The 22,706-nt window shown below is 65.0% G+C and carries 19 protein-coding genes and 7 pseudogenes; 9 read left to right on the top strand and 17 right to left on the bottom strand.

The features are described from left to right. Nucleotides 1–4: 4 nt before the first annotated feature. A complete protein-coding gene (locus tag T428_RS0120725) occupies nucleotides 5–1,216 on the bottom strand; it encodes an acetyl-CoA C-acetyltransferase (protein WP_025737987.1) in 1,212 nt (403 codons plus the stop codon). A 202-nt stretch (nucleotides 1,217–1,418) separates the two neighbouring features. Between T428_RS0120725 and T428_RS29905 the strand changes: the two are divergent. After that, nucleotides 1,419–2,598 (top strand): annotated as a pseudogene (locus tag T428_RS29905) (pyridoxal phosphate-dependent aminotransferase). Between the two features lie 3 nt (nucleotides 2,599–2,601). Here the strand turns inward: T428_RS29905 and T428_RS0120710 are convergent. The 3 genes and pseudogenes from T428_RS0120710 to T428_RS0120700 form a co-directional block, all read right to left on the bottom strand. Then, a complete protein-coding gene (locus tag T428_RS0120710) occupies nucleotides 2,602–3,054 on the bottom strand; it encodes an SRPBCC family protein (protein ID WP_025737986.1) in 453 nt (150 codons plus the stop codon). 58 nt (nucleotides 3,055–3,112) lie between these two features. Further along, nucleotides 3,113–4,194, bottom strand: a pseudogene (locus T428_RS29900) (CaiB/BaiF CoA transferase family protein). 5 nt (nucleotides 4,195–4,199) lie between these two features. Then, nucleotides 4,200–4,643: an SRPBCC family protein gene (locus tag T428_RS0120700; protein WP_025737985.1), complete on the bottom strand. Its 444-nt coding sequence runs from the start codon at nucleotides 4,641–4,643 to the stop codon at nucleotides 4,200–4,202. A 65-nt stretch (nucleotides 4,644–4,708) separates the two neighbouring features. On the opposite strand from T428_RS0120700, the gene T428_RS0120695 reads away from it, so the two are divergent. Beyond that, nucleotides 4,709–6,424, top strand: a complete 1,716-nt coding sequence (locus tag T428_RS0120695) for an alpha-keto acid decarboxylase family protein (RefSeq protein WP_025737984.1) — start codon at nucleotides 4,709–4,711, stop codon at nucleotides 6,422–6,424. Between the two features lie 6 nt (nucleotides 6,425–6,430). Here the strand turns inward: T428_RS0120695 and T428_RS32335 are convergent, their stop codons facing one another. From T428_RS32335 to T428_RS36205, 5 genes and pseudogenes are all read right to left on the bottom strand, one after another. Then, nucleotides 6,431–6,607 carry a (2Fe-2S)-binding protein gene (locus tag T428_RS32335; protein WP_084298821.1) on the bottom strand — a complete coding sequence of 59 codons (177 nt, stop codon included), beginning with the start codon at nucleotides 6,605–6,607 and terminating at the stop codon, nucleotides 6,431–6,433. A 12-nt stretch (nucleotides 6,608–6,619) separates the two neighbouring features. Then, a pseudogene (locus T428_RS29895) lies at nucleotides 6,620–7,245 on the bottom strand (fatty-acid--CoA ligase). After that, nucleotides 7,242–8,643, bottom strand: a pseudogene (locus tag T428_RS29890) (FadD3 family acyl-CoA ligase). The pseudogenes T428_RS29895 and T428_RS29890 overlap by 4 nt, the downstream one beginning before the upstream one ends. A gap of 32 nt (nucleotides 8,644–8,675) precedes the next feature. Further along, on the bottom strand, nucleotides 8,676–9,866 hold the full coding sequence (locus tag T428_RS0120680; RefSeq protein WP_025737983.1) for an amidohydrolase family protein: 1,191 nt from the start codon (nucleotides 9,864–9,866) through the stop codon (nucleotides 8,676–8,678). Between the two features lie 120 nt (nucleotides 9,867–9,986). Further along, nucleotides 9,987–10,409 (bottom strand): annotated as a pseudogene (locus tag T428_RS36205) (lipoprotein LpqH). Nucleotides 10,410–10,517: 108 nt separating this feature from the next. On the opposite strand from T428_RS36205, the gene T428_RS0120670 reads away from it, so the two are divergent. Together T428_RS0120670 and T428_RS0120665 are read left to right on the top strand one after the other, a co-directional pair. Continuing rightward, nucleotides 10,518–11,261: an enoyl-CoA hydratase/isomerase family protein gene (locus T428_RS0120670; protein ID WP_025737982.1), complete on the top strand. Its 744-nt coding sequence runs from the start codon at nucleotides 10,518–10,520 to the stop codon at nucleotides 11,259–11,261. Nucleotides 11,262–11,371: 110 nt separating this feature from the next. Further along, entirely contained in the window at nucleotides 11,372–11,695 is a 324-nt protein-coding gene (locus tag T428_RS0120665; protein ID WP_051465311.1) for a hypothetical protein, read from the top strand. Here the strand turns inward: T428_RS0120665 and T428_RS0120660 are convergent. Continuing rightward, nucleotides 11,611–12,312, bottom strand: coding sequence for a TetR/AcrR family transcriptional regulator (locus tag T428_RS0120660; RefSeq protein WP_025737980.1), 702 nt, complete (start codon nucleotides 12,310–12,312; stop codon nucleotides 11,611–11,613). The two genes, T428_RS0120665 and T428_RS0120660, sit on opposite strands and share 85 nt — an antisense overlap. A gap of 188 nt (nucleotides 12,313–12,500) precedes the next feature. On the opposite strand from T428_RS0120660, the pseudogene T428_RS29880 reads away from it, so the two are divergent. Further along, a pseudogene (locus tag T428_RS29880) lies at nucleotides 12,501–13,810 on the top strand (cytochrome P450). A 7-nt stretch (nucleotides 13,811–13,817) separates the two neighbouring features. Here T428_RS29880 and T428_RS0120650 read toward each other — a convergent pair. From T428_RS0120650 to T428_RS0120635, 4 genes are read right to left on the bottom strand one after another with little or no spacing between them, the layout of a single operon-like run. Beyond that, the gene (locus tag T428_RS0120650; RefSeq protein ID WP_025737979.1) at nucleotides 13,818–14,099 is read right to left on the bottom strand and encodes a cytochrome C oxidase subunit IV family protein; all 282 of its coding nucleotides are present in this window, start codon (nucleotides 14,097–14,099) and stop codon (nucleotides 13,818–13,820) included. 3 nt (nucleotides 14,100–14,102) lie between these two features. Further along, a complete protein-coding gene (locus T428_RS0120645) occupies nucleotides 14,103–14,702 on the bottom strand; it encodes a cytochrome c oxidase subunit 3 family protein (protein WP_025737978.1) in 600 nt (199 codons plus the stop codon). After that, nucleotides 14,699–15,514: a hypothetical protein gene (locus T428_RS0120640; protein ID WP_025737977.1), complete on the bottom strand. Its 816-nt coding sequence runs from the start codon at nucleotides 15,512–15,514 to the stop codon at nucleotides 14,699–14,701. Before T428_RS0120640 ends, T428_RS0120645 begins: the two co-directional genes overlap by 4 nt. Further along, nucleotides 15,511–16,287, bottom strand: coding sequence for a hypothetical protein (locus T428_RS0120635; RefSeq protein ID WP_025737976.1), 777 nt, complete (start codon nucleotides 16,285–16,287; stop codon nucleotides 15,511–15,513). The genes T428_RS0120640 and T428_RS0120635 overlap by 4 nt, the downstream gene beginning before the upstream one ends. A gap of 104 nt (nucleotides 16,288–16,391) precedes the next feature. On the opposite strand from T428_RS0120635, the gene T428_RS0120630 reads away from it, so the two are divergent. Next, on the top strand, nucleotides 16,392–16,994 hold the full coding sequence (locus T428_RS0120630) for a TetR/AcrR family transcriptional regulator (protein WP_025737975.1): 603 nt from the start codon (nucleotides 16,392–16,394) through the stop codon (nucleotides 16,992–16,994). Nucleotides 16,995–17,008: 14 nt separating this feature from the next. Here T428_RS0120630 and T428_RS0120625 read toward each other — a convergent pair whose 3' ends face one another. Then, nucleotides 17,009–17,410, bottom strand: a complete 402-nt coding sequence (locus T428_RS0120625) for a hypothetical protein (RefSeq protein ID WP_025737974.1) — start codon at nucleotides 17,408–17,410, stop codon at nucleotides 17,009–17,011. Between the two features lie 622 nt (nucleotides 17,411–18,032). Between T428_RS0120625 and T428_RS34970 the strand changes: the two genes are divergently transcribed. From T428_RS34970 to T428_RS0120610, 3 genes are all read left to right on the top strand, one after another. Then, entirely contained in the window at nucleotides 18,033–18,398 is a 366-nt protein-coding gene (locus tag T428_RS34970; RefSeq protein ID WP_245605010.1) for a hypothetical protein, read from the top strand. Next, the gene (locus T428_RS0120615; RefSeq protein WP_025737973.1) at nucleotides 18,395–19,012 is read left to right on the top strand and encodes a hypothetical protein; all 618 of its coding nucleotides are present in this window, start codon (nucleotides 18,395–18,397) and stop codon (nucleotides 19,010–19,012) included. The genes T428_RS34970 and T428_RS0120615 overlap by 4 nt, the downstream gene beginning before the upstream one ends. A gap of 121 nt (nucleotides 19,013–19,133) precedes the next feature. Continuing rightward, nucleotides 19,134–19,655: an Rv2253/PknI dimerization domain-containing protein gene (locus T428_RS0120610; protein ID WP_025737972.1), complete on the top strand. Its 522-nt coding sequence runs from the start codon at nucleotides 19,134–19,136 to the stop codon at nucleotides 19,653–19,655. Nucleotides 19,656–19,718: 63 nt separating this feature from the next. Here T428_RS0120610 and T428_RS0120605 read toward each other — a convergent pair whose 3' ends face one another. Both T428_RS0120605 and T428_RS29870 read right to left on the bottom strand, forming a co-directional pair. Beyond that, complete coding sequence (locus tag T428_RS0120605) at nucleotides 19,719–21,449, bottom strand: MCE family protein (RefSeq protein WP_036468588.1); 1,731 nt, start codon at nucleotides 21,447–21,449, stop codon at nucleotides 19,719–19,721. Then, nucleotides 21,446–22,706, bottom strand: a pseudogene (locus tag T428_RS29870) (MCE family protein); the annotation flags it as partial. The gene T428_RS0120605 and the pseudogene T428_RS29870, both read right to left, overlap by 4 nt.

The raw sequence follows: 22,706 nt of genomic DNA, 5'->3' as shown, positions 1-22,706 counted from the left end.
GGTCTTAAACCCTCTCGATGATGGTGGCGACGCCCATGCCGCCGCCGATGCACAGCGTGACGAGCGCGCGGCGCGCGTTACGGCGCTCCAGTTCGTCGACCATGGTGCCCAGGATCATGGCGCCGGTGGCGCCCAGTGGGTGGCCCATGGCGATGGCGCCGCCGTTGACGTTGAGGATCTCGTCGGGAATGTTGAGCTCCTTCTGGAACTTCAGCACCACCGACGCGAATGCCTCGTTGAGCTCGAACAGGTCGATGTCGTCGACCGTCAGGCCGGCGCGGTCGAGCACCTTCCGGGTGGCGGGGGTGGGGCCGGTCAGCATGATCGTCGCGTCGGCGCCGCTGGTGGCGGTGGCCACGATGCGGGCCCGCGGGGTCAGGCCCTGCGACTTGCCGGCGGCCTCGGAACCGATGAGCACCAGGGCCGCGCCGTCGACGATGCCGGAGCTGTTGCCGCCGGTGTGCACGTGGTTGATCTTCTCGACCCAGTGGTACTTCTGCAGCGCCACGTCGTCAAAGCCACCCATCTCGCCGATGCCGTCGAACGCGGTCTTCAGCTTGGCCAGACCCTCCATCGTGGTCTCAGGCCGCATGTGCTCGTCGTGGTCAAGGATCACCAGGCCGTTCTGGTCCCGCACCGGTACCACCGACTTGGCGAAGTAGCCGCCCGACCAGGCCGCGGCCGCGCGCGCCTGGCTGCGCAACGCGTAGGCGTCCACGTCGTCGCGGCTGAAGCCCTCGATGGTGGCGATCAGATCAGCGCCGATGCCCTGCGGGGCGATGTAGTTGTCGTAGGTGAATGGCACGTCGGTGAACATCGCGCCACCGTCGGAGCCCATCGGCACCCGGCTCATCGACTCGACGCCACCGGCCAGCACCAGGTCGTCCCAGCCGGAGCGCACCTTCTGGGCGGCGGTGTTGACGGCTTCGAGGCCCGAAGCGCAGAACCGGTTGAGCTGCACACCGCCGACGGTGTCGGGCAGGCCGGCGGCCAGCACCGCGGTCCGGGCGATATCGGCACCCTGGTCGCCCACGGGCGAGACGCAGCCGAGGACAACGTCGCTGATCAGGTTTTCGTCGAGATCGGGAAAACGCCGGCGCAGCTCCTCGATTAGGCCGACGACCAGGTTCAGTGGCTTGACCTCGTTGAGCGATCCGTTGCGTTGCTTGCCGCGGGGTGTGCGGATGGCGTCGTAGATGAAGGCTTCTTCGGACATGTCGACTTCCTGTTCGCAAATGGGGTTTCGGGTCCGTCTACGTGCACCCTAACAGGGGTTCCCGGCCAACCTGTTGGTTGGGCAGGTCTGCGCTGATCACCCCGCCGCTGGACGCGGCGGCCGCGCGGCTGGACGAGCGCGCGGCGTCGACAGCCCGGCTGGCCGGGCGCTCGGTCGACGGCCCCGCCTAAGCTCGACGACCATGACGGTGTCGCGACTGCGGCCCTACGCGACCACGGTGTTCGCCGAGATGTCGGCACTGGCCGCGCATCGGCGCGGTGAACCTGGGTCAGGGCTTTCCCGACGAAGACGGACCGCCGGCGCTGCTGAAGGCGGCCCAAGACGCGATCGCCGACGGCGCGAACCAATACCCGCCCGGGCTCGGCATCGCGCCGCTGCGCCAGGCCGTCGCGGCGCACCGCAAGCGGCATTTCGGCATCGACTACGACCCCGACACCGAGGTGCTGGTGACCGTCGGGGCCACCGAAGCCATCGCGTCGGTGGTCATCGGCCTGGTCGAGCCCGGCTCGGAGGTGCTGCTGATCGAGCCCTTCTACGACTCCTACTCGCCGGTGGTCGCGATGGCGGGCGCGCACCGTGCCGCCGTGCCGCTGGTCGCCGATGGCCGCGGCTTCGCGCTGGACGCCGACGCGCTGCGGCGCGCGGTGACACCAAAGACCCGGGCGCTGATCGTCAACTCACCACACAACCCCACCGGCGCCGTGCTCAGCGCGACCGAACTGCGGACCATCGCCGAGATTGCGGTCGCGGCAGACCTTTTGGTGGTCACCGACGAGGTGTACGAGCACCTGGTGTACTCCTCCCCCGAAGGCCACCGCCACCTGCCGCTGGCCGGTTTCGACGGCATGTCGCAGCGCACCATCACCATCTCCAGCGCGGCCAAAATGTTCAACTGCACCGGCTGGAAGATCGGATGGGCTTGCGGCCCAGCAGAACTCATCGCCGGGATGCGTGCCGCCAAGCAGTACCTGAGCTACGTCGGCGGTGCGCCGTTCCAGCCCGCGGTGGCCCTGGCGCTGGACACCGAGGACGCCTGAGTGGACGAACTGCGGCGCACGCTGCAGGCCCGGCGTGACCGGCTGGCCGCGGGGCTTGCCGACATCGGGTTTACGGTGCACGACAGCCACGGCAGCTACTTCCTCTGCGCCGATCCACGTCCACTCGGGTACGACGACAGCACGACATTCTGCACGGCGTTACCGGAAAAGGTTGGCGTGGCGGCCATTCCGATATCGGCGTTCTGCGACCCGACGGCGCCGCATGCCGACCTGTGGAATCACTTGGTGCGCTTCACTTTCTGCAAACGCGACGACACCCTTGACGAGGCGATCAGAAGGCTTTCCGCGCTCAAGACTGCGTAGGGCTTACGGTTCCTTGTCCGAACCGCCACGCGTCACCAGGTCGCGCAGCCCCTCCACCGACGCGTCGAGGACGTTTTGCATCACACGCCGCACGACGAATCCGGGAATGAAGCCCACGGGTTCGACGGTGATATCGAAACGCACCCGCGTCTTGTCGACGCCCTCGGGTTTGAGGTTGTATTCGACGTGCTGGCCGTGCTGCTGGGAGGTTCCCCTGACGTCATACACCACCCAATCCGGACCCCAGTGATATTCCAGAACCTCTTTGTCGACGAGGCCGAAAATCCGAATGGTGGTTTTGACATGGTGCGCCCTACCGTCGGGATAACGGTCGATCACCTCTATCCGTTTATGCAGTGGCGACCATGATTCCAGCACGTTGACATCCTCGAGCGCCCCCATGACCACGTCGAGCGGCGCATCAACTAGGAATTCACGTGATGCCTTTACAGCCACTGAGGCCAACCTAGCAATCCCGCCCCAGGCGCGGAACGTGTTCAAGGTAATTAATTTGCTACCAGTTGATTTCGTCGATCGACGTGGTAGCTGCCGGCGGCGGCCCGACGGGCGCGGCCGGTGTTCGCGAGAAACGCGGAGCGGGCGCGGCCTGGGTGACACCGTGGGCGGTGATCACCGTCGACCGCGCGGTCAGATGATCGTCGGCGGCGGCCTCACTCCAGGTCAGCACCGGCGTGACGCAGGCGTCGGTGCCGGCAAAAATCCGCGTCCACTCGTCGCGCGTGCGGCTGGCGAATCGCTGCGCGAAGACGTCGTACATCTGCTGATACGAAACGATTTCGAGCTGGCTGGGCACGTCGTCGGGCGACAGACCCAGCCCGTCGAGCAGCGCGGCGAAGAACTGCGGCTCGATGGCGCCGACGGCCATGTACTTGCCGTCGGAGGTCTCATAGCAGCGATAGAACGGGGCGCCGCCGTCGAGCAGAAACGATTCACGCTTGTCGCGCAGGCTGCCAATTCCCTTCATGGTCCACATCATTTGGGCGAGCACGCTGACCCCGTCGACCATCGCGACGTCGACCACCTGACCCTGACCGGACCGTTGCCGTTCGTACAGCACGACGGCGATGCCGATGAGCACCAGCATCGAACCGCCGCCGAAATCGGCGACCAGGTTCAGCGGCGGCATCGGCGGCCGGTCGGCGTAGCCCAGCGCCGACAACGCGCCGGTTCGCGACAGGTAGTTGATGTCGTGCCCGGCGGTCTGCGCCAACGGCCCGTCCTGCCCCAGCCGGTGATCCGGGCGTAGATCAGCCGCGGGTTGACCGCCGCGCAATCGTCGGGTCCGATGCCGAGTCGCTCGCAGGTGCCCGGCCGGAAGCAGTCCAGCAGCACGTCGGCCTTGGCGGCGAGCGCCAGCAGCGCACCCGGGTCCGTCTTGACGTCCAGGTCGACGATCCGCTTGCCGCGGTGCAACAGGTCGCGGTCCTCGGTCGGCATCGTCAGCCCGCCGCTGGGGCGGCGCACCCGCACCACGTCGGCGCCCAGGTCGGCGAGCATCATTCCCCCGTGCGGGCCCGGTCCGACGCCACCGAGTTCGAGGACTTTGATCCCGGTCATTGGCCCCTCGCCGGTCATCGCGCCTACTTACCCTTCTTCACCTGCAGCACCCGCTTGCGTAATCCCTCCGTCCCGGTGTCGACGGTGCCCTTGATGGCGCGTTTCAAGACGAAGCCCGGCAGCGGGACCACCGGATCGACGCTGAGCTGGAACGTGACCTTGGTGGCGTCACCGGCGGGCGTCAGCTTGTAGGACGCGTCCTGCGACCGCTGCGGGCCGGAGCTGACCAGCGTCCAGCTCACCTCGTCGTCGCCCCACGTGTACGCGACCACCTGCTCGTCGGTGATGCCCGCGGCTTTGACTTTCATCTTGACCTTGGTGGGCCGACCGGTGGCGTCCCGCTCGAGGACTTCGACGCTCTGATGCGGCGGCGACCATTCGGTCACCGAGTCGAGATCGGCGATGACATCGAGGATCTCTTCGGGGCTGGCTTCGATGACAACTTCGCGGGTCTCGTTGATCGCCATGGCCCGCACGATAGCGAAACGACGTCCGGCCGGGAGCGCTTTCGACCGAGCGTACCGTCGACTTCGTGACTGCTACCACGCCTGGCGCGGGGTCGGCCCCCGCGGATTCCGGCTACACCATCGGTGATTATTTGTTGGACCGGCTTGCCGAGCTCGGCGTCTCCGAGATCTTCGGCGTCCCCGGCGACTACAACCTGGAATTCCTCGACCACATCGCCGCGCATCCGAGAATTCGGTGGGTGGGCAACGCCAACGAGCTGAACGCCGGCTACGCGGCCGACGGTTATGGACGGCTGCGCGGATTGGCGGCTGTGGTAACGACATTCGGAGTGGGTGAGCTCTCGGCGACCAACGCGATCGCCGGCAGCTACGCCGAGCATGTGCCCGTCGTGCATATCGTCGGCGGCCCCTCGAAAGACGCCCAGGGGACCAGGCGGGCGTTGCACCATTCGCTGGGGGACGGCGACTTCGAGCACTTCTTGCGCATCAGCCGCGAAATCACCTGTGCTCAAGCCAATCTCATGCCGGCAACGGCATGCCGGGAGATCGACCGGGTGCTCTCGGAGGTGCGCGAGCAGAAGCGCCCGGGCTACATACTGCTGTCGACGGATGTCGCGCGCTTCCCCACCGAACCGCCCGGAACTCCGCTGCCACGCTACACCGGCGGTACCAGCCCGCGTGCGCTGTCGATGTTCGTCGACGCGGCCCGCGAGCTCATCGGCGACAACCGGTTGACCGTGCTGGCCGACCTGTTGGTGCACCGCCTGCAGGCGGTCAAAGAGCTCGAGGCGCTGCTGACCGCCGACGTAGTGCCGTACGCCACGCTGATGTGGGGGAAGAGCCTGCTCGACGAGAGCGCGCCCAACTTTTTGGGGATCTACGCGGGCGCAGCCAGCGCGCCGCAGGTACGCGCCGCGATCGAAGACGCGCCGGTGTTGGTCACCGCCGGGGTGGTGTTCACCGACATGGTGAGCGGCTTCTTCAGCCAGCACATCGACGCATCCCGCACCATCGACGTCGGGCAATACCAGAGCAGCGTGGCCGGCCAGGTGTTCGCGCCGCTGGAAATGGGCGCCGCGCTGGGGGCGCTGGCCGAGATCCTGGCCGAGCGCGGCATCAAATCACCACCGGTGGCAACCGCAACGGACCAACAACGCCCGGCCGCCGCCCCGACGCCCGCCCGCGATCAGGCCCTGACCCAGGAGATGGTGTGGAACCGGCTGTGCGACGCGCTGACACCCGGGAACGTGGTGCTCGCCGATCAGGGCACCTCGTTCTACGGGATGGCCGACCACCGGCTGCCCAAGGGGGTGACGTTCATCGGCCAACCCCTTTGGGGCTCAATCGGTTACACGTTGCCCGCGGCGCTCGGCGCGGCGGTCGCGCACCCGGACCGACGGTCGGTGCTGCTGATCGGTGACGGCGCCGCGCAGCTGACCGTGCAGGAGCTGGGCACCTTCTTTCGCGAGGGACTGTCGCCGGTCATCGTGGTGGTCAACAACGACGGCTACACGGTGGAGCGGGCCATCCACGGCGAGACTGCGCCCTACAACGACATCGCCCGCTGGAGTTGGACCGACGTTCCCCGAACGCTGGGCGTGGTCGATCACCTCGCGTTCCGCGCGCAAAACTACGGCGAACTCGACGACGCGCTGACCGCGGCCGCGCAGCACCAGGACCGCATGGTGCTCGTCGAGGTGGTGCTGCCCCGCATGGAGATTCCGCCGCTGCTGGTCGACCTCGTGCAGCCGATGTCGCCGGATGGCAGCCGGCGGCGGTGAACTGACCTAGGCCGTACCGTGCGGCTTGGACGATGTGAGTATGGCCTGAACCGTTCGCCGACAACGGCCGCAGTCGGCCCCCGCTCCGCAGGCATGGGCGACGTCCTTGGTGGTCGCTGCTCCCACGTCGACGACCTCGGACACCGTCTGGCCGGTGACTCCGTTACACAGACAGACGAACATCGAGCCGAAGGCTCACTGGCTCTCGATGCGCATGATGTCCGAGAACTGGCCGACGAACAGCGGCGGGTACGGACCGACGCCCGCCCCCGACATCCACTGGGCGGCGGCATCGGGGTGCTCGATCCACTCCCGCGCGCTGTCTTCGTCGGGAAATTCCTGCAGGATCAATACTTCGTGATCGTCGTCGAAAGCCCGGAATACCCAAGTCTTTCGGATGCCCGCCGCGGTGAATCTGTCCATCGCCGAGCCGACGCCCGCGATCAGCGTCGGCACATCGTCGACCGATGCGATGGCGGCCACCACCACCCCGGGCACCGACGGAGTCAACGGGGGTGCCGGGATGAACCGGTCGATGATCTCTCCGGCGAATACCGCGGGGATGTCCTCGACGCCCGCCTCGTCGAACCAATCGAAGAACACCCGCGATCACAGCAACTCCACGATCGGCTGGCGACTGTGCACCCCGATCATCACCAGCACGCGGCCGTAGTCATGCGTCGAGGTGTAGACCAGAACGTGGTGTGCTCCAATGTCGGAGAGAGCCTTCTTGTTGCGCTCCAGGAACGGTTTCACCCGGGTGGGTCGGGCAACCGGTAGTCCGACGCGATCACCATCGAATGAATCTCGCCGTTGTTCATCGGAGTTGGTCCTTCATCACCTTCCCCGTGGCGTTGAGCGGGAGGGAATCAAGGAACTGTACCGCGCGGGGCACTTTGAACCCCGCCATCCGTCACGACACCAGCTGATCAGCTCGTCGGCGCTGACCGCACCGTCGAGGACCACGAACACCTTGCCGACCTGCCCGAGTCGCTCGTCGGGAACGCCGATCACCGCCGCCTGCGCGACGGCCGGGTGGCTGAGCAAAAAGCCCTCGATCTCGGCCGGATAGGCGTTGAAGCCGCCGACGATGAACATGTCCTTCTTGCGCCCGACAATACGCAACCGACCCGTCTCGGTGAAGCTGCCCAAATCTCCGGTGTGTAACCAGCCGTCGCCGTCGATCGCCTGCGCGGTGGCCGCGGGATCGTCGAGGTAGCCCTGCATGACGCGGTAGCCGCGCACCAACACCTCGCCGTCGCCGGCGATGCGCACCTCAACCCCCTGGCAGGGACGCCCGCGGTGGTGGCGACGTCCTCGAACGAATCGCCGGGCAGCGAAAAGGTGACGTTGCCGGCCTCGGTGAGCCCGTAGCCGGTCATCAGCGTCTGAAACGGCAGTTCGTCGTGGATACGACGGACCAGCTCGACGGGGATGTCGGCGGCGCCGGTCACGCCGGCGCGCAATGTGGACAGCTTGGACTTGTCTCCCACCGTCAGTAGCGAGTGATACAAGGTCGGGGGCCCGGGCAGCATCGTGATGGCTTCGCGCGCAATGAGTTCCACCACCGTGTCGACATCGAACACCGCGACCGGCAGCATCGAGGCGCCGCGCAAAAAGGACGTGACGAGTCCCACCTTCAGGCCAAACGTGTGGAAGTACGGATTGATCTGCAGGTAGCGATCGCCCGCACGCAGATCCGCGAGCGTGGCCCACTCCTCGTACATGCGCAGCGTTTGGCGATGATTCATCATCGCGCCCTTGGGTCGGCCGGTGGTGCCCGACGTGAAGATGATGTCCGCGATGTCGTCGCCGCTCACCGCCCGCTCGAAGGGTGAACCGCTGGAAAGGAAGTCGGACTTGAGGTCGATGACGGGTGTGCCCACGGGCGCGGTGAAATCCTGACCCAGAAAGCCCTTCTGCACCAGGACGGCCTTCACTCCGCTGCGGGCGATGATGTCGCCCGCTTCTTCGGTCTTGAACCGCGTGTTGACCGGCACCAGCACACCGCCCGCGGTGAGCAGCCCGAACGCGGCGATGATCCACTCCGCCGAGTTGGGCGCCCAAATGGCGACCCGCTCGCCCTTGTCGACACCGAGATCAGCGAAAGCGCCTGCAGCACAACGGATTCGCTGGACGACTTCGGCGAAGGTGAGGCGCAGCGGACCGTCTACGACTGCTTCGGCATCGCCGAATCGGTCCGCCGCGCTCAAGACCATCTCGGGGATGGTCTCCCACGGAGGGGTGTTTGTCACACGGTGACGAGTCGGGACAGGTTCCCGCCCATGATCTTTGCCTGGTCGTCAACCGACAGGTGTGACAGCGCGTTGACGTAGAACGTCGGCTCCGCCAGACCCTCCGGGTGCGGCCAGTCCGAGCCGTACAACACCTGGTCCACACCGACGAGGTTGACCAGGTCGTCGATGCCGTCCTCGCAGAACGGGCTCACGTGAATGCGGTTCTTGACCATCTCGACCGGGTCGCTCGGGAAAACTTCCGGGGCCTTCCGGAAGACCTCGGCCAGCCCGTCCAGCAGCGGGGTCATCCACTTCGAACCGGCCTCGACAATCGCGACCTTCAGCTTCGGGTGGCGGTAGAGCGCGCCGTGGATCACCCACGAGCCCACCGCGTCCTGGATCGGTCGCCACTCGTTGAGGATGCCCATCGCATTGGTCTGGAACAGCAGCATCTCCTGCTCGGCACCGTCCCACTCGGAGGTGTAGCGGGAGTAGCCGCTGTCGCTGGAGTGCATGCCGACCAACAGGTCGTGCTCGACGACACGCTCCCAGAACGGGTCGAACTCGGGCACCGCGAACGACCGCGGCCCGCGGAAGCCGGGGACGGGCGCCGGCCGAATCAGGATGGCACGCGCACCGCGATTGACGGCCCACTCCAGTTCCTCGATCGCCTTCTCGACGATCGGCAGGGTGATGACCGGGGTGGTGAAGATGCGGTTCTCGTAGTTGAAGCCCCAGACCTCATGGAGCCACTCGTTCAGCGCGTGGATCAGGACGTGGACGGCGACCGGGTCGTCGCGCAGCCGTTCCTCGAGCAGGCTGGCCAGGGTCGGGAACATCAGGGTGCGGTCCAGGCCCAGCTCGTTCATCTTCTCCAGGCGCGGGCCGGGCTCGAAGAACGCCGGGATCGCGCGCATCGGCTCACCGAAGAGTTCGCGCTTGCTCTTGCCGTCCGGGTTGCCGTACTTGAAGTACTGCTCCCAGGCACCCGGCCGCGCGACGACCTCGAAGGTCGGGTTGGGGATGTAGTTGCTGATCTGGCCGCGGATCGCGATCTTCGTCCGCCCGTTGATCTGGACGTACTGGACGTAATCCTTGTACGCCTTGGGCAGGTACTTGGTCAGCGCCTCCGGCGGCTCGTAGAGGTGATTATCAGCGTCAAAGATTGGAAACGGGACGTCTTCCCGATGTGACAACTGGCCCATGAGATCCTCCTTCGCGATTTGTGAGAATACTATTCTCTACCAGGCCGCACCGCAAACGTGCTCCTTAAGGTGATCCCCACTCGCGGTCGCGGCGGGCGGCGAGCCGCGGCGGCGCGACGATCAGCAGGTCACGACGATCTTGAACGTCGCCGAAGCCGCTTCATTGGGCTTGTCGGTCTTGAATCCGTTTGCGGTGCCGCTGATCGTGAATTTGTCACCGCTCATGCTCATCTCGGCGTCGCCTTCGCCTCCCCGGGAGTACATGCCGGTGAACCCGCCCAGGTTCTGAATGCGCACGGACTGCGCCGACGCCGGCTGCGCCCCTTCGTCGATGACGATCTTGGCTCCGGCAAAGCTGCCGTCGATATCGATTGTCCGGGTCCATTAAAATTGGCCGCATTTCACGACGTGGAAACTCGCGTCGCTTCCGTTGACGGTCACCGATGCCGTGCTGGCGACCTGGGTCGACGGGCGAGACGTGCACGCCCCGAGGCCGGCGACAGCGAACACCGCAGCAACTGCCGCGACCATTCGGTCCTGCACTGGGCCACCTCTATTCTCGGTGTACAAACCCCTTCGGCCTGCAGCGATGATGTTATTCTCGCCGGACGAGAACCAATATCGACGCCTCTTCCGAGGAGCAACCAACGCATGCTGGACTTGGAGCTCGACAACGGGCTTGCGGTGCTCACCATCGACCGCCCTCACGCACGCAACGCGATCGCGCTCGACACCATGGACCAGCTGGAGAGGGCACTCGATGCCGCCGCCGGCGCCCAGGCCCTGGTGATCAGGGGCGCCGGCGATAAGGCTTTCGTGTCCGGCGGTGACCTCAAGGAGCTCAGCACGCTGCGGACCATCGAGGAAGCCACCGCGATGGCAACGCGCATGCGGTCCATCTGCGACCAGCTGACGAACTTCCCGGCTCCGGTGATCGCCGCGCTCAATGGCCACGCCTTCGGTGGTGGCGCCGAAGTAGCGGTCGCCGCCGATATCCGAGTCGCCGCGAGCGACATCAAGATTGCGTTCAATCAGGCAACGCTGGAAATCATGCCCGCCTGGGGCGGCGCGGAGCGACTGGCCGCGCTGGTCGGAAAGAGCAGGGCACTTCTGTTGGCGGGCAGCGGAAAACCCCTGGACGCCGCCGAGGCCGAGCGAATCGGGTTGGTGGACATGGTGTTACCGCGCGCCTCGTTCGAAGAGGGCTGGCGCTCGCTTGCCGCCTCCCTTGCCCACCAGCCGGCCGCCGAGATAAAACGGGTAATCAGCGGCGTTTCGCCTGATGAGGCGATAGCATCCTTTGCACGACTGTGGGTTGCCGACGCGCACTGGCAGGCCGCAGAGCGGGTAATGAACCGAAACGCCAAGCCGCAGGCGGCCGGAGGAGCGTCATGAGGATCAGCATGAAAGGACTGTTAAGCATCACGTCGGCGATCACACTGGTGGGGTCGTTGATAAGCGCCAGTTTGGCCGTGAGCACGGCAGTGGCCCATGCCGACCCGGTCATGCATTACGTCAAATACGCCGTCACCGCGGAGAATCCGATCTACGTCGACATCTATTACCTGGATCACCAGCCGGTCAGATTCTCCGATTACAGCCACAACTTGTACTCGTTCACCCCGCACGTCAACGTCGATCTCGTCCCGGGTCAGCCGTGGACCTACGACCTGGACATGACTGACCCCGACCACTACGCGATGGTCGTGGCGAGCACGGGCACCGAGCCCGGAACGCCGGGGCTTCACTGTGTGCTGGCGGTGGACGGTGTCGTCGTCGTATCCAAGGACGGCCTCAAAGGCGTGCTCTGCTCGCTGCGCAACTGGTGAACCACCCACGGCTGCGGCACTTCCGGGATTGGCTGCGGCTCGCCCTCGATGCGACGCAGGTAGCTTTCGACTAATTCCACGGTTTCGGCGTGACCGCCGTAAATACCGACCGCCTGTTCGAGCACCAGGAACCACGACAGGCTGCTCATCAGGACCGTCCACACCACGGGCGGAACGTCTTCTCTGACTTGCCCATGCCGCTCCAACGCGGCCGTCACCGCCTGGCGCTGGTCCTCGCGGAGGCGCTCGGCGTAATACGCGATTTGGGCTCGCATCTCCTTGCGGTGATTTGCCAGCGCCATGAATTCCATGGAAATGCGGGTGAACGCGGGATCGGTGCCGAACCGCCACAGCGCCCACAGCGGCTGCGGCGACTTCATCAGCTGCGCGTGCACCTCGAGCGCTTCCTCACCGCGGCGCCGGAAAACCTCAAGGAACAACTCTTCCATGGTGCGGAAGTAGTAGTGCACCAGCTGAGGCTTCAGTCCGGCCTTGTTCGCCAGCCGGCGTGACGTCACCGCGGCATAGCCCTCTTCGAGCATCACCTGTTCGGCCGTGTCGAGCAGCAGACCCCGGTTCTTAGCGTCCGGCGCCCCGATCCTGCGGGACGATGTCATACCGCTACTCCGTCCTGTCCTCGCTCGCGCGTCGACCACGGGAAATCGTAGCGCGGCGCGCCCTTGTGACCTTGACCATGACATTACTGCCGTGCTAAGCAGGTGCTCAGCAGAACTCGAATCTCTGGCGGCGCTACCGGCTGTCGCCGATCCGCACCGGTCACTCCAGCCCAGGGGGAAACAACCCGATGAGCGACGACTCGATCGACTTCTTCACCGATCCGTCTCTGGTCCCGGATCCGCACCCGTACTTCGACTACCTGCGCAGCCAGAACCGAGTGCTCCGCCTGCCGCATTACGGAGTCGTCGCCATCACCGGCTATGCGGAAGCCACCGAGGTATACAAGGACCCAGACACCTTCTCGAACATCAACTGCCTGGGCGGCCCGTTCCCACCGCTGCCGTTCACGCCCGACGGCGACGACATCAACCGGCTGATCGACGAGCACCGCAGCACTTCCCGATGAACGAGCACATGATCACCATGGACCCGCCGGACCACACCAAGGCCCGCTCCGTGCTGAGCAAGCTGCTGACCCCCAGCCGGTTGAAGCACAACGAAGAATTCATGTGGCGCCTGGCCGACCGTCAGCTCGAGGAATTGCTCGACAGCGGCCGGTGCGAGTTCATCTCCGAATACTCCAAGCCGTTCGCCACTTTGGTGATCGCCGACCTGCTCGGCGTCCCGGAGGACGACCACAAGGAGTTCCGCGCGGTGCTCGGCGCCGACCGCCCGGACGCGAAAGTTGGTGCGTTAGACCACAACTCGGTCGGCATCAACCCGCTGGAGTGGCTCGACGAGAAGTTCTGTGCCTACATCGAGGACCGGCGCCGCGAACCCCGCGGCGACGTGCTGACCTCGTTGGCGACCGCGCTGTACCCGGACGGGTCGACGCCGCCGGTGATCGAGGTAGTGCGCTCGGCCATCTTCCTGGTCGCCGCCGGCCATGAGACGACGGCCAAGTTGCTCAGCGCCGCGTTGCAGTTCCTGGGCGAGCGGCCCGACATCCAGCAGGAGCTGCGCGAGGACCGCAGCCTGATTCACGGGTTCATCGAGGAATCGCTGCGCATGGAGAGCCCGGTCAAGAGCGACTCGCGGCTGACCCGCAAAGCGACCACCTTGGGGGGCGTCGACATTCCCGCCGGGACCGTGGTGATGATCCTGCCGGGGGCGGTCAACCGCGATCCGCTGCGGTTCGAGAACCCGCACGAGTTCGACTTGCGCCGCAAGAACGTTCGCGAGCACATGGCGTTCGCCCGCGGCGTGCACTCGTGCCCGGGCGGGCCGCTCGCGCGGGTGGAGGGCCGGGTCTCGATCGAGGGCCGGGTCTCGATCGAGCGCATCCTGGACCGGATGCCGCACATCGAGATCGACGAAGCCCACCACGGCCCGGCCGCCGAGCGTCGTTACACCTACGAGCCGACCTACATCTTGCGGGGCTTGAGCGAACTGCACCTGTCGTTCACGACCGCGGACGCGGTCGCGCCGGTGGCCTAAAACCGTACTACCCGAGCCGCAGTCCGACGAAGTAGCAACTGAGCATCGCGACGCCCATCACGATCACCCAGGCGTCGGTCAGCCGGCAGAGCAGGACGGGTGCGTTTCGCACTTCCATGAATTCGCGAAAGATGATGCGCACCTTGACAAGTGCGATCACGATGACGCTCGAGGTCACCACCGCGCTGGACTTCAGCAATCCGTCGACCGAGTGGTCGATCCCCAGGTAGCCCAGCGTGAGCAGCGCCAGGACCACCCACACAACCAGTAGCCGCTTGTTGAATTTCACGCCTCACCTCACCACGTAGAGCAGCGCGAAGATGAGCACCCACAGGAAGTCGACGGTGTGCCAGTAGGTCGCGCACGTTTCGACGATCTCCTGGGATTCCCGCGGTCGTGTCGCCGTGCTTCGGAGTTGGTACACGATCACGCCGAGAGCGACGAAGCCGATCAACAGGTGGACGAAATGGATCCCGGTGAGAAAGAAGTAGTAGGTGAAGAAAGCGTTGCTGTCCAACCCATTTCCACTGTTGACCAGCCGGGCCCACTCGAACACCTTGACGAAGAGGAACACTGCGGCGAGTGCGGCCGTGATGGACACGTCGCGCAGCGCTGCGGAGTATTCGCCGGCGCGCGACGACTGAACACACCGGGCCACCGACCACGAGCTCAGCAGCAGGACGAGTGTGTTGCACACTCCGACGCGCAGGTCCAGGTGCGCCTGTGCATGTATGAACAGCTCGGCGTTGCGGGCGCGAGAGAACAGGTAGAAGCCGAAATACCCTGTGAAGACCAGGGTCTCGAACAGCACGAAGGCCCACATGTCGGGCTGGCCCGGCACGAATTTGGCACGTCGGTCCTTCTCGGTCAGGTCAGTCTGTAGATCGGTCATTGCGCAACAACCTTTTTCGGCGGGAAGCCCGGCAGCTGCCCGGTGCCGAAGTCTTCGCGTCGGATCATCCGGTACAGCATGACAACGAAGGTGACTTGGTAGATGCCGAACACGACCATGTCCAGCCACCAGGCGATCTCGCCGTCCCAGGCCAACACACCGCGCCGGAAGATCCAACAGGGCGCGACGACGACCTCGGTCAGCGCGTTGCAGAGGTTGAGATAGCCGAACCACTTGGGGAACACCCGATTCTTGTCCAGCAGGATCGCGACCATCCAGATCAGCGAGCCGATCAGGAAGACTCCCATGGTCCCGTCGAACGACAGGAAGGCGAAGTCGTAGAGCCAGCCGATCACCTCCGGGTCGCGCTCTGGTCGCAGAGTCCCGACGAGTAGCGCGATGTTGTGCAGGATCATGCCGGGAACCGCGCTGAGCGAGTAGATGATCAGATACGAGTAGCCGAACGCGCGGCTGACCGACATCCGCCGTATCGAATATACGATCGGGGCATTGTTTGTCGCGATCGCGCCGCTGATCGCGAAGATGATGCCGAAGCCGACCGGGATGCCGAGGTGGCGTTCGGAGAACCAATGGACTTGCGTCGCGAGGTCCCAGGTGGGCTCCGGTGGGGGCTGAACCTGCGCGATGATGAAGAACACCGGGAAGAACAGGTTGTAAAACACGACGAGCACCCACCACGCGAACCAGAGTTCGCGCTTGGGGTTGCGCCGCAGGTGCCAGACGATCCGGCGATGCAACGGGCCGGTAGGAGGCGTGGCCGGCGAGGTCGACGGTGTGATCACCGCACTCATGTGTTCACCAGTTCGCCTGGGCGTCCGCTGTTTTCGACGCGCTCGCGATAGATGACCTGTCCTAGCACAACGCCCATCACGACGATCCAGACCGCGATGGCAACGTTTTTCACCCAGAACGACAAGAAGCCGTCCCACGCCAGCGGTCCGGTCAACGACACCCCGACAAAGGCCGCGAGCACCAGTGCGACGGCCACGAGAAGGTTGAAGTGTGCGACCCAGGACGGGAATACAGGCCGCGGCTGATCGTCGAAATAGATTGCCACGGCAAGGATCACGCTCTGCCCGATCAGGAACGGGACCAGGATGGTGAACGTCATCCAGCCGAAATCGTTGAGCAGCTGCGCCAGCTCCGGACTGCGCTCGGACCGAAAAGCCGCCAGCAGCCAGCAGACATTGGCGACGAGAAACAACGTCGGACCACCGGCCACGCAACCCAGCATCGTGTAGGCGAAAATCGGGGTCCGGTGCGCCATCCTGCGGACCTGCAGCACGATCAACGCCAGGATCGGAACCAGGCACACGCCGAACCAGTTGAACACGATCATGCTGTACCTGATCTGCGGGATGTGGGCCGGATCCCGGTAGAACGCGGCAACTCGTTCGGCCGACATCGACGGCGACATCGACGGATTGAACCCCGGAAACAGCACGAAGCCGGCGATCCAGAGGATCACCGTGACGGGCAATGTCCACAGCAGAATGACCTCGCCGTCGGTAGGCCGCCGCGCCGCTCGCCGCGCAACCGCATCCGCATCGCCGATGTCCGTCATCGGTACTCCTTTCGGCGCGAAATCGCCGTGCCACATTCGGCTCGTCCCCGAAGCTAGCCGTCCGGCTAGCTTCGGGTCAATAGCCGGTCGTCTAGGCTCGTTCCGTGGGAACAGCAGGGCGGCCGGTCAGCGATGCAGACCTGGGGGTTGTTCACTACAGCCCTGCCCGGGCCCGGGTACTCGACGCCGCGCTGGACCTGTTCGCGCAGCACGGCGTCAGCGGTACGTCGCTGCAGATGATCGCCGATACCGTCGGGATCACGAAAGCGGCTGTGTACCACCAGTTCCGGACCAAGGATCAGATCGTGATCGCGGTTACCGAGCGCGAGCTCGGGCGGTTGCTCCCGGCGTTGGAGGCGGCCGAGGCGCACGGCAACGGGCCGCAAGCCCGGGATGCGCTGCTAGAGAGCGTCGTTGAAATGGCGGTCCGCGACCGGCGGCTGGTGCGTACGCTACAGTTCGACCCCGTCGTGGTTCGGCTGCTGGCCGAACACAAACCGTTCCAACGCTTTATGGACCGGTTGTATTACGGACTGCTGAGCGATGCCGGCCTGGACGGCAGGATCGAGGCGGCCATGTTCTCGGGCGCGATCAGCACCGCGGTCATGCACCCGCTGTTGGCCGACATCGACGACGACACACTGCTCGAGCGGCTTACGGACATGATCCGGCGCCTGCTCGGTTTGCATCGAGAGCCTGCCGAGTAGGGCTCTGGGTAGGGCTAAGTGTCGGCGCGAACCCAGGTCATGACGCCGTCGTGGGCAAAACAGATCAGGAACAGGCCGTCGGGCGCCTGCGCGACGTAGTTCTGGTAATACTCGCAGCTGTCGCCTTCGTTCTTGACTCCCGCCATCGGGGGTGACCGGAACCACCGAGGCTGGTACCTGCGCGGCGAGCCGCAGAACATCAGGCGTCCGGGCTGCGAGGCGAAGGAGACGTAACCGTCGGTTACGCCGAATGCGTAGTAGGTGGTGTTTTCACACGGCGCCCCGAGCACCTGATGCGGCATGATGCCCGGGGTGCAGTCGGGATAGTCGCACACGGTCGGCCCGGCGACCGACGGCGGCGCCGCCAGCACACCGACGCCGAGCAACGCGGCGAATACGGCCACGATAAATCGCACCCAATTACTTTGCCACACCTGAAAAGAAAATTTTCCTGGTTGGAGAAGATCGCCTGCGCGAGAACGTCCGTCCGTGCCGGCGCCCCCGCACGCTACCGTGTCGCGTTCCTTGGCCGACACGCATTTCCGCATGTAGCAGCCATCGAGGAGGGGGCCCGCGGACGGCGGTGGACCCAGGCCGAAGTGATAAGCTGCTTCTCCGTGCATGATCCGGAGGGACCTGACGCCGACGATCGTGGTGACCCGACGGATGTGACCGATTCCGCCGAACCACAGTCGTGCTCCCGGGTCCCGGCGCCCCCTTCCGACACGGACATCGAAGACGAAGTTGCCGCAGCCGAAGCGCGGGCCGAGGCGGCCAGGGCGCGCGTCGAACGGCTGCGTCGCGCGGCATCGGGGGAGGCAGAAGACGCCGTCGCGTCGCCAAATGTCAAGCAGCGCTCCGCAAAGCGGACCGCAAAAACGGTCGCCGCGTCGCCCCGGGCGTCCGCGGTGGCTTCGACGCCCAGGGCGCAAAGCAATAGCCGCCGGCGTCGGCATCGTGGTTGCCTGCGCTTCGCTCGCCGCGAGCGGTTACATGATGTGGCACCACCGCACCGTGGCGCATGATCGCTGGCTCGCCGTGGAGTTCGCGGCGGCCGCCAGGCAAGGGATCACGACGCTGATGTCGATCGACCCCGAACATGCCAAGGAGAACGTCCAGCACATGATCGACGTCTCGACCGGCGACCTCAACGCCCAACTGTCGGCGATGTCGGTCCTCATGGTCAAGAAGGCCCAGGACTCGAAGATCGGCAACAAGGTCACCGTCGTCACCGTCGCCGTCGAGTCGTTGAGCGACAATTCGGGAGTGGTGCTGGTCGCGGCGAAAACCGATGCCACTGGGCCGGATAACGAGAAACCACCACCGGCCTTGTTTCGGCTGAGCGTCACTTTGAACCGCGACGGCGGCCAGCTCAAGATGTCGAAAATTGATTACCTGTCATGACTTTCGAGCGTGATTCGTCTCGGGGTAGCAGCGAAACGGTGACGGACAGCGCGGAGAATCCGCCCGCCGCCGAGGGCTCGGCACGCTCGCGCCGGTTGGCAGCGACCCGCCGCTGGCTGCGCCGCTGTTTGGCAAGCTGGCGTTCAATCGTCGTGACCACGTTGGTCGTGGCCGCCGTAGAGGTCGGTGCCGGTGTGTACGTCAAGGTGTATCGCCCGGATCAGCGGGTGGACGAGGCGGCGGCCCATCGGGCGATCCAGGCGGCTTCGGATGGCGCCGTCGCGGTGTTGTCGTATTCCTATGACCACTTGGATCGCGATTTCTCCGCGGCGAAATCGCATCTCACCGGTGATTTCTTGGCCTACTACAGCAAATTCACCAACGATATCGTCGGGCCGACCGCGAAGCAGGGACACCTGACGACCACCGCCAAGGTGATTCGGGGCGCAGTTTCGGAGTTGCATCCCGATTCGGCCGTCGTCCTGATTTTCGTCGACCAGACCACGGCGAGCATGGAAAAGAAAGACCCCGCGAAGAACGAAAGCGCCGTCGTCGTGACGTTGACAAAGGTCGATAATTCGTGGCGGATCGCTAAATTCGAACCGGTCGGATGAGTGCGATCTAACCGTTACCCGATCGGCCAAAACGGTGTAACGTCAACGCTCGAGAACGCCGCAACCGACGGCGGAAAGGTGCCGCAGGCACTGTCGGAATATGCGCTTCGAGGAGCAGCTGATGCGGTCAGTCAACACACTTACCACCGCAACGCTGGTGGCCGGCACGATATTCGGTGGCTTGGCCACCGCCTCGACAGCCCAGGCAACGACCAAGGAAGAAGTGGCCATCAACGGGACGTACCACGTCACGTCCATCGGCGACTGGGCGCAGCGGAACGATCAATACTTCGCCGAGCCGACGGTCTATCAAACATGGACCATCAGCTCGACGTGCGAGACATTTCAGGAATGCCACGGCACGGTCAAGAGCGACCAAGGATGGACCGCCCCTCTCTATATGAATGATGGGGAGATGTGGAAGGTGAGACGCGAAGTGCCGAATTGGGAACGGTGCGAAGACGGTACCGCATTCCCCGGACAGCAGACCTTTTTCTTCTATCCGGTGAACGAGAATGGTGGATTTCAAATCGGGTCGCGGACCTTGTCTGGCAAGGACAAGACGGTGGGCCCAAGCGGTGCGTGCGGGCAAAACCAATGGCTTGATATCGCGATGCCGTTGCGCCTCGACCAGGTGTCCTGAGGAGGCTGTCCTAGCTCCGCCGGTCCGTAGTTTCGCGGCCTAGCAGCATTTTCAGGACATGCCTCAGGTAGGAAGCATGTCCTGCCACGTCTTGGGAGCTTTCGAGGGCGTTAGGTCCGACTGCTCGTACAACTTCCCGTCCGGACCGACATAACGACCGGTGTGCGGGTCGTACTTTGCCACCACGACCGACGGCGCGTGCTTAGATCCGTTGGCCCCGAAGGCACTTGGCGCAGCCTGGGGTTGTCCACCGTCGGTTTGATCCGGCGGCGCGGGGGCCGGTGGTGCCGGCGGTGGTGCGGGAAGCTCTTCCGGTGCGGGGACGTCGAGTGGCGCAAACGTCGGGATGTCGGCCGACATGGGCGAAATGGGCGCCAGCCTCGGTCCCGACGACGGCACCGGGGGTACCGCGGCTCCGACCGTACCCGGGGGTGGATTGTCTCCCCGCGGCCCCGCGGGTGTGCCGCGCGGCACTGCGCCCGGCGGCAACGGCGTTCCCTCGACCGCGGCGCAGATTCTCTGGTCGGACGTAATCCGGTCGTCCGGCGGGACACCCTGGGCAATCAGATTCGGATCCAACGGGTAGGGGCCCAGGGTGTGTTGGCGCATTGCCAGCGGCATGAAAGGCTTGTCGCTGTTGCAGATTTCGACTGTTGGCGCGCGCTTACCCGGGTGACCCATGCAGGGATAGTTGCGGGCACCGCGAACCGCCAACGGTGAATCCTGCGGAAGTTTGCAATACAGCCCGTCCGGTGTGTCGATCTCGGACAGGTCGTCCGGGGAACGCCACGCGTTGGGCGGCAGGAAGCCCACCGTGCAAATGGGCGGGTCATCGATCGTGAGTGCGAAGTCGCCCATGGCCTTACCGTCGGGATGGTTCTCGCCCTGCGCAGCCTGCTCGATGGCGACTGCCGACGGCAGCAATACCAGCAACTGCTCGATCGAGGGGTGATAGGTCACGCCGATCTGTCCGATGGTGGTCAGGTTGGCAAGCAGCACCGGCAGCGTGGGTTTGATCTGTTCGAGCAGCTGCGATGCTTCGTTCACGGCGCCGGGACCGTCCCGCAAGATCGTGCGGAAGTGGGAATCGTCGTTCACCAACACATCCCAGACCCCGGCGAAGCTACGTGCCCACGTCCGAATCGAATCGGTGGTGCTTGCTTGCGTATCCAGAAGTGGCCCAGTGTCTTCGGTGAGAGCCTTGGTGCGATCGACAACGCCGCTGGCGTCGCGGGACAGGGTCTCCGAGGAATCGATCAATGAGCCCAGGTCGTAACCGGAGCCGTTGAAGCCCTGGAAGGTCTCGTCCAGCAATTGGCCGAGTTTGGTCTTTGGGATGCTGCCGACCAAGGCGTTGAGCTGCTCCAGCGTCGGCCCGACAGCCTGCGGAATCGTCGTGTCGCGCGCGGAGATGACCGAGCCGTCGTGCAGGTACGGCGGCGAGTCGGTCTTGGGCCGTAAGTCCACATACTGTTCACCGACCGCGGAGACACCGAGCACCGCCGCGGTCAGGTCAGCAGGGACTTTCGGCGAAGTGTTAAGGGACAAGATGGCTTTCGCACCTGTTGGGGTCAATCCCACCGAGGTGACCTTGCCGAGCTGAACTCCCCGATAGGTCACGTTCGAAAACTGATACAGGCCACCGGTAGCCGGCAGCTCCAGCGTCACCGTCATCCGGCCGATGCCCAGCAGGGTCGGCGCCTGGATGTAGAAGAGGACCATCGCGATCACGCCGAGGGTTCCGACGATCGTGAAGATCCACAACTGGAGCCGAACAAAACGCGTCGCATCTATCCGCCACCTCCCGTCGGTGCCGTCGCCGGCGCTTCACCAAGACCCGCATCCGGCGCCGTGACCGGCGGCGGTCCGGGCAGCGGGCCGAATCCCGGCGGCGGTGCGGGCAGCGGCGGCGTATTGGGATCCACCCACGGTGGCCGCACGGGGTCATGCAGCGGATCGAGGGTGTAGTTCATGCGGAACGGGGTCCCGGGCGCCGGCGGTACGGGCATGTCCGGCTGTCCCCAATGGGTCCCCAACATCAGTCCGCGTTTGAGCCAACATCAGTCCGCGTTTGAGCCGTGGAATCGTCAGGTCCAGATCGGCGGTGATGTTGAAGTAGTCGCCACGCACGGCGCGGTCGACGAAGTTCTGGTTGAAGGGGAACAAAAACAGCGCCGCCACCGCCATCCCGAGCTCGGGTCCGACATCAGCGAGCGCTTTGAGGGTCGGCTCCAAGTTCCTGAGGTTCTTGACCAGGTCGTCCTGCGCGTCGTTGACCAACCGATTGGCGGCATCGCTGAACGTCCGCAGGTGATCCAGGGCCTCGGTCAATCGCAGGCGTTCCTTGATCAACACATCGAGCGCAGGCGGAATCTTGCGTAAAGCCTCGGTCAACACGTCACGCTGGACCGCGAACGTGCCGACAAGCCGGTTGAGCGCCTGAATGGACTCAACGATGTTGTCCCGCTGGTCATTTAGCGTCCGCACGAACGTGTCCAGGCGGTTGAGCAGATCACGCGCGGCACCCGCGTGCCCCGACAGCGCGGTCGAGAAGTTGTGAATGACCTCCCCGATCTGCCCCAGCCCACCGCCGTTTACGACCGCGCCCAGCGACGACAGCGTCTGCTCGGTCGAGGGGTAGGCCGTCGTGCGGCTCAGCGGGATGGTGGCGCCGGGCTGAAGGTGACCGCTGCCCTGCTGGCCCAGCGGGGTATTGAGCTCCACATGCATCGAGCCCAGCAGGCTGGTCTGACCGACGGTGGTCAGCACGTTGGCCGGAACCACGACATCGGGCTTGACCGAGATCTCGACGTCGGCATGCCAGCCCTGCACCCGCATCTCACCGACACTGCCGACGACGACGTCGTCGATCATCACCGGCGAATTCGATTCCATCGTCCCGACATTCGGCAACTCGACGTGAAAGATGTTGGCGCCGGGCCCCCGTCCGACCGCACCGGGCAACGGCAACGAATTCACGCCCTGGAACCCGCATCCCGCGGCCGACACCACCACGCTGCAGCCGAAGGCGCACACCCGCCGAAACGCAAC

This window comes from Mycobacterium genavense ATCC 51234 (assembly GCF_000526915.1).
Taxonomy (GTDB): domain Bacteria; phylum Actinomycetota; class Actinomycetes; order Mycobacteriales; family Mycobacteriaceae; genus Mycobacterium; species Mycobacterium genavense.
Note: the sequence above shows the minus strand (reverse complement) of the source record. Positions and strands in the feature narration are given on the sequence as shown.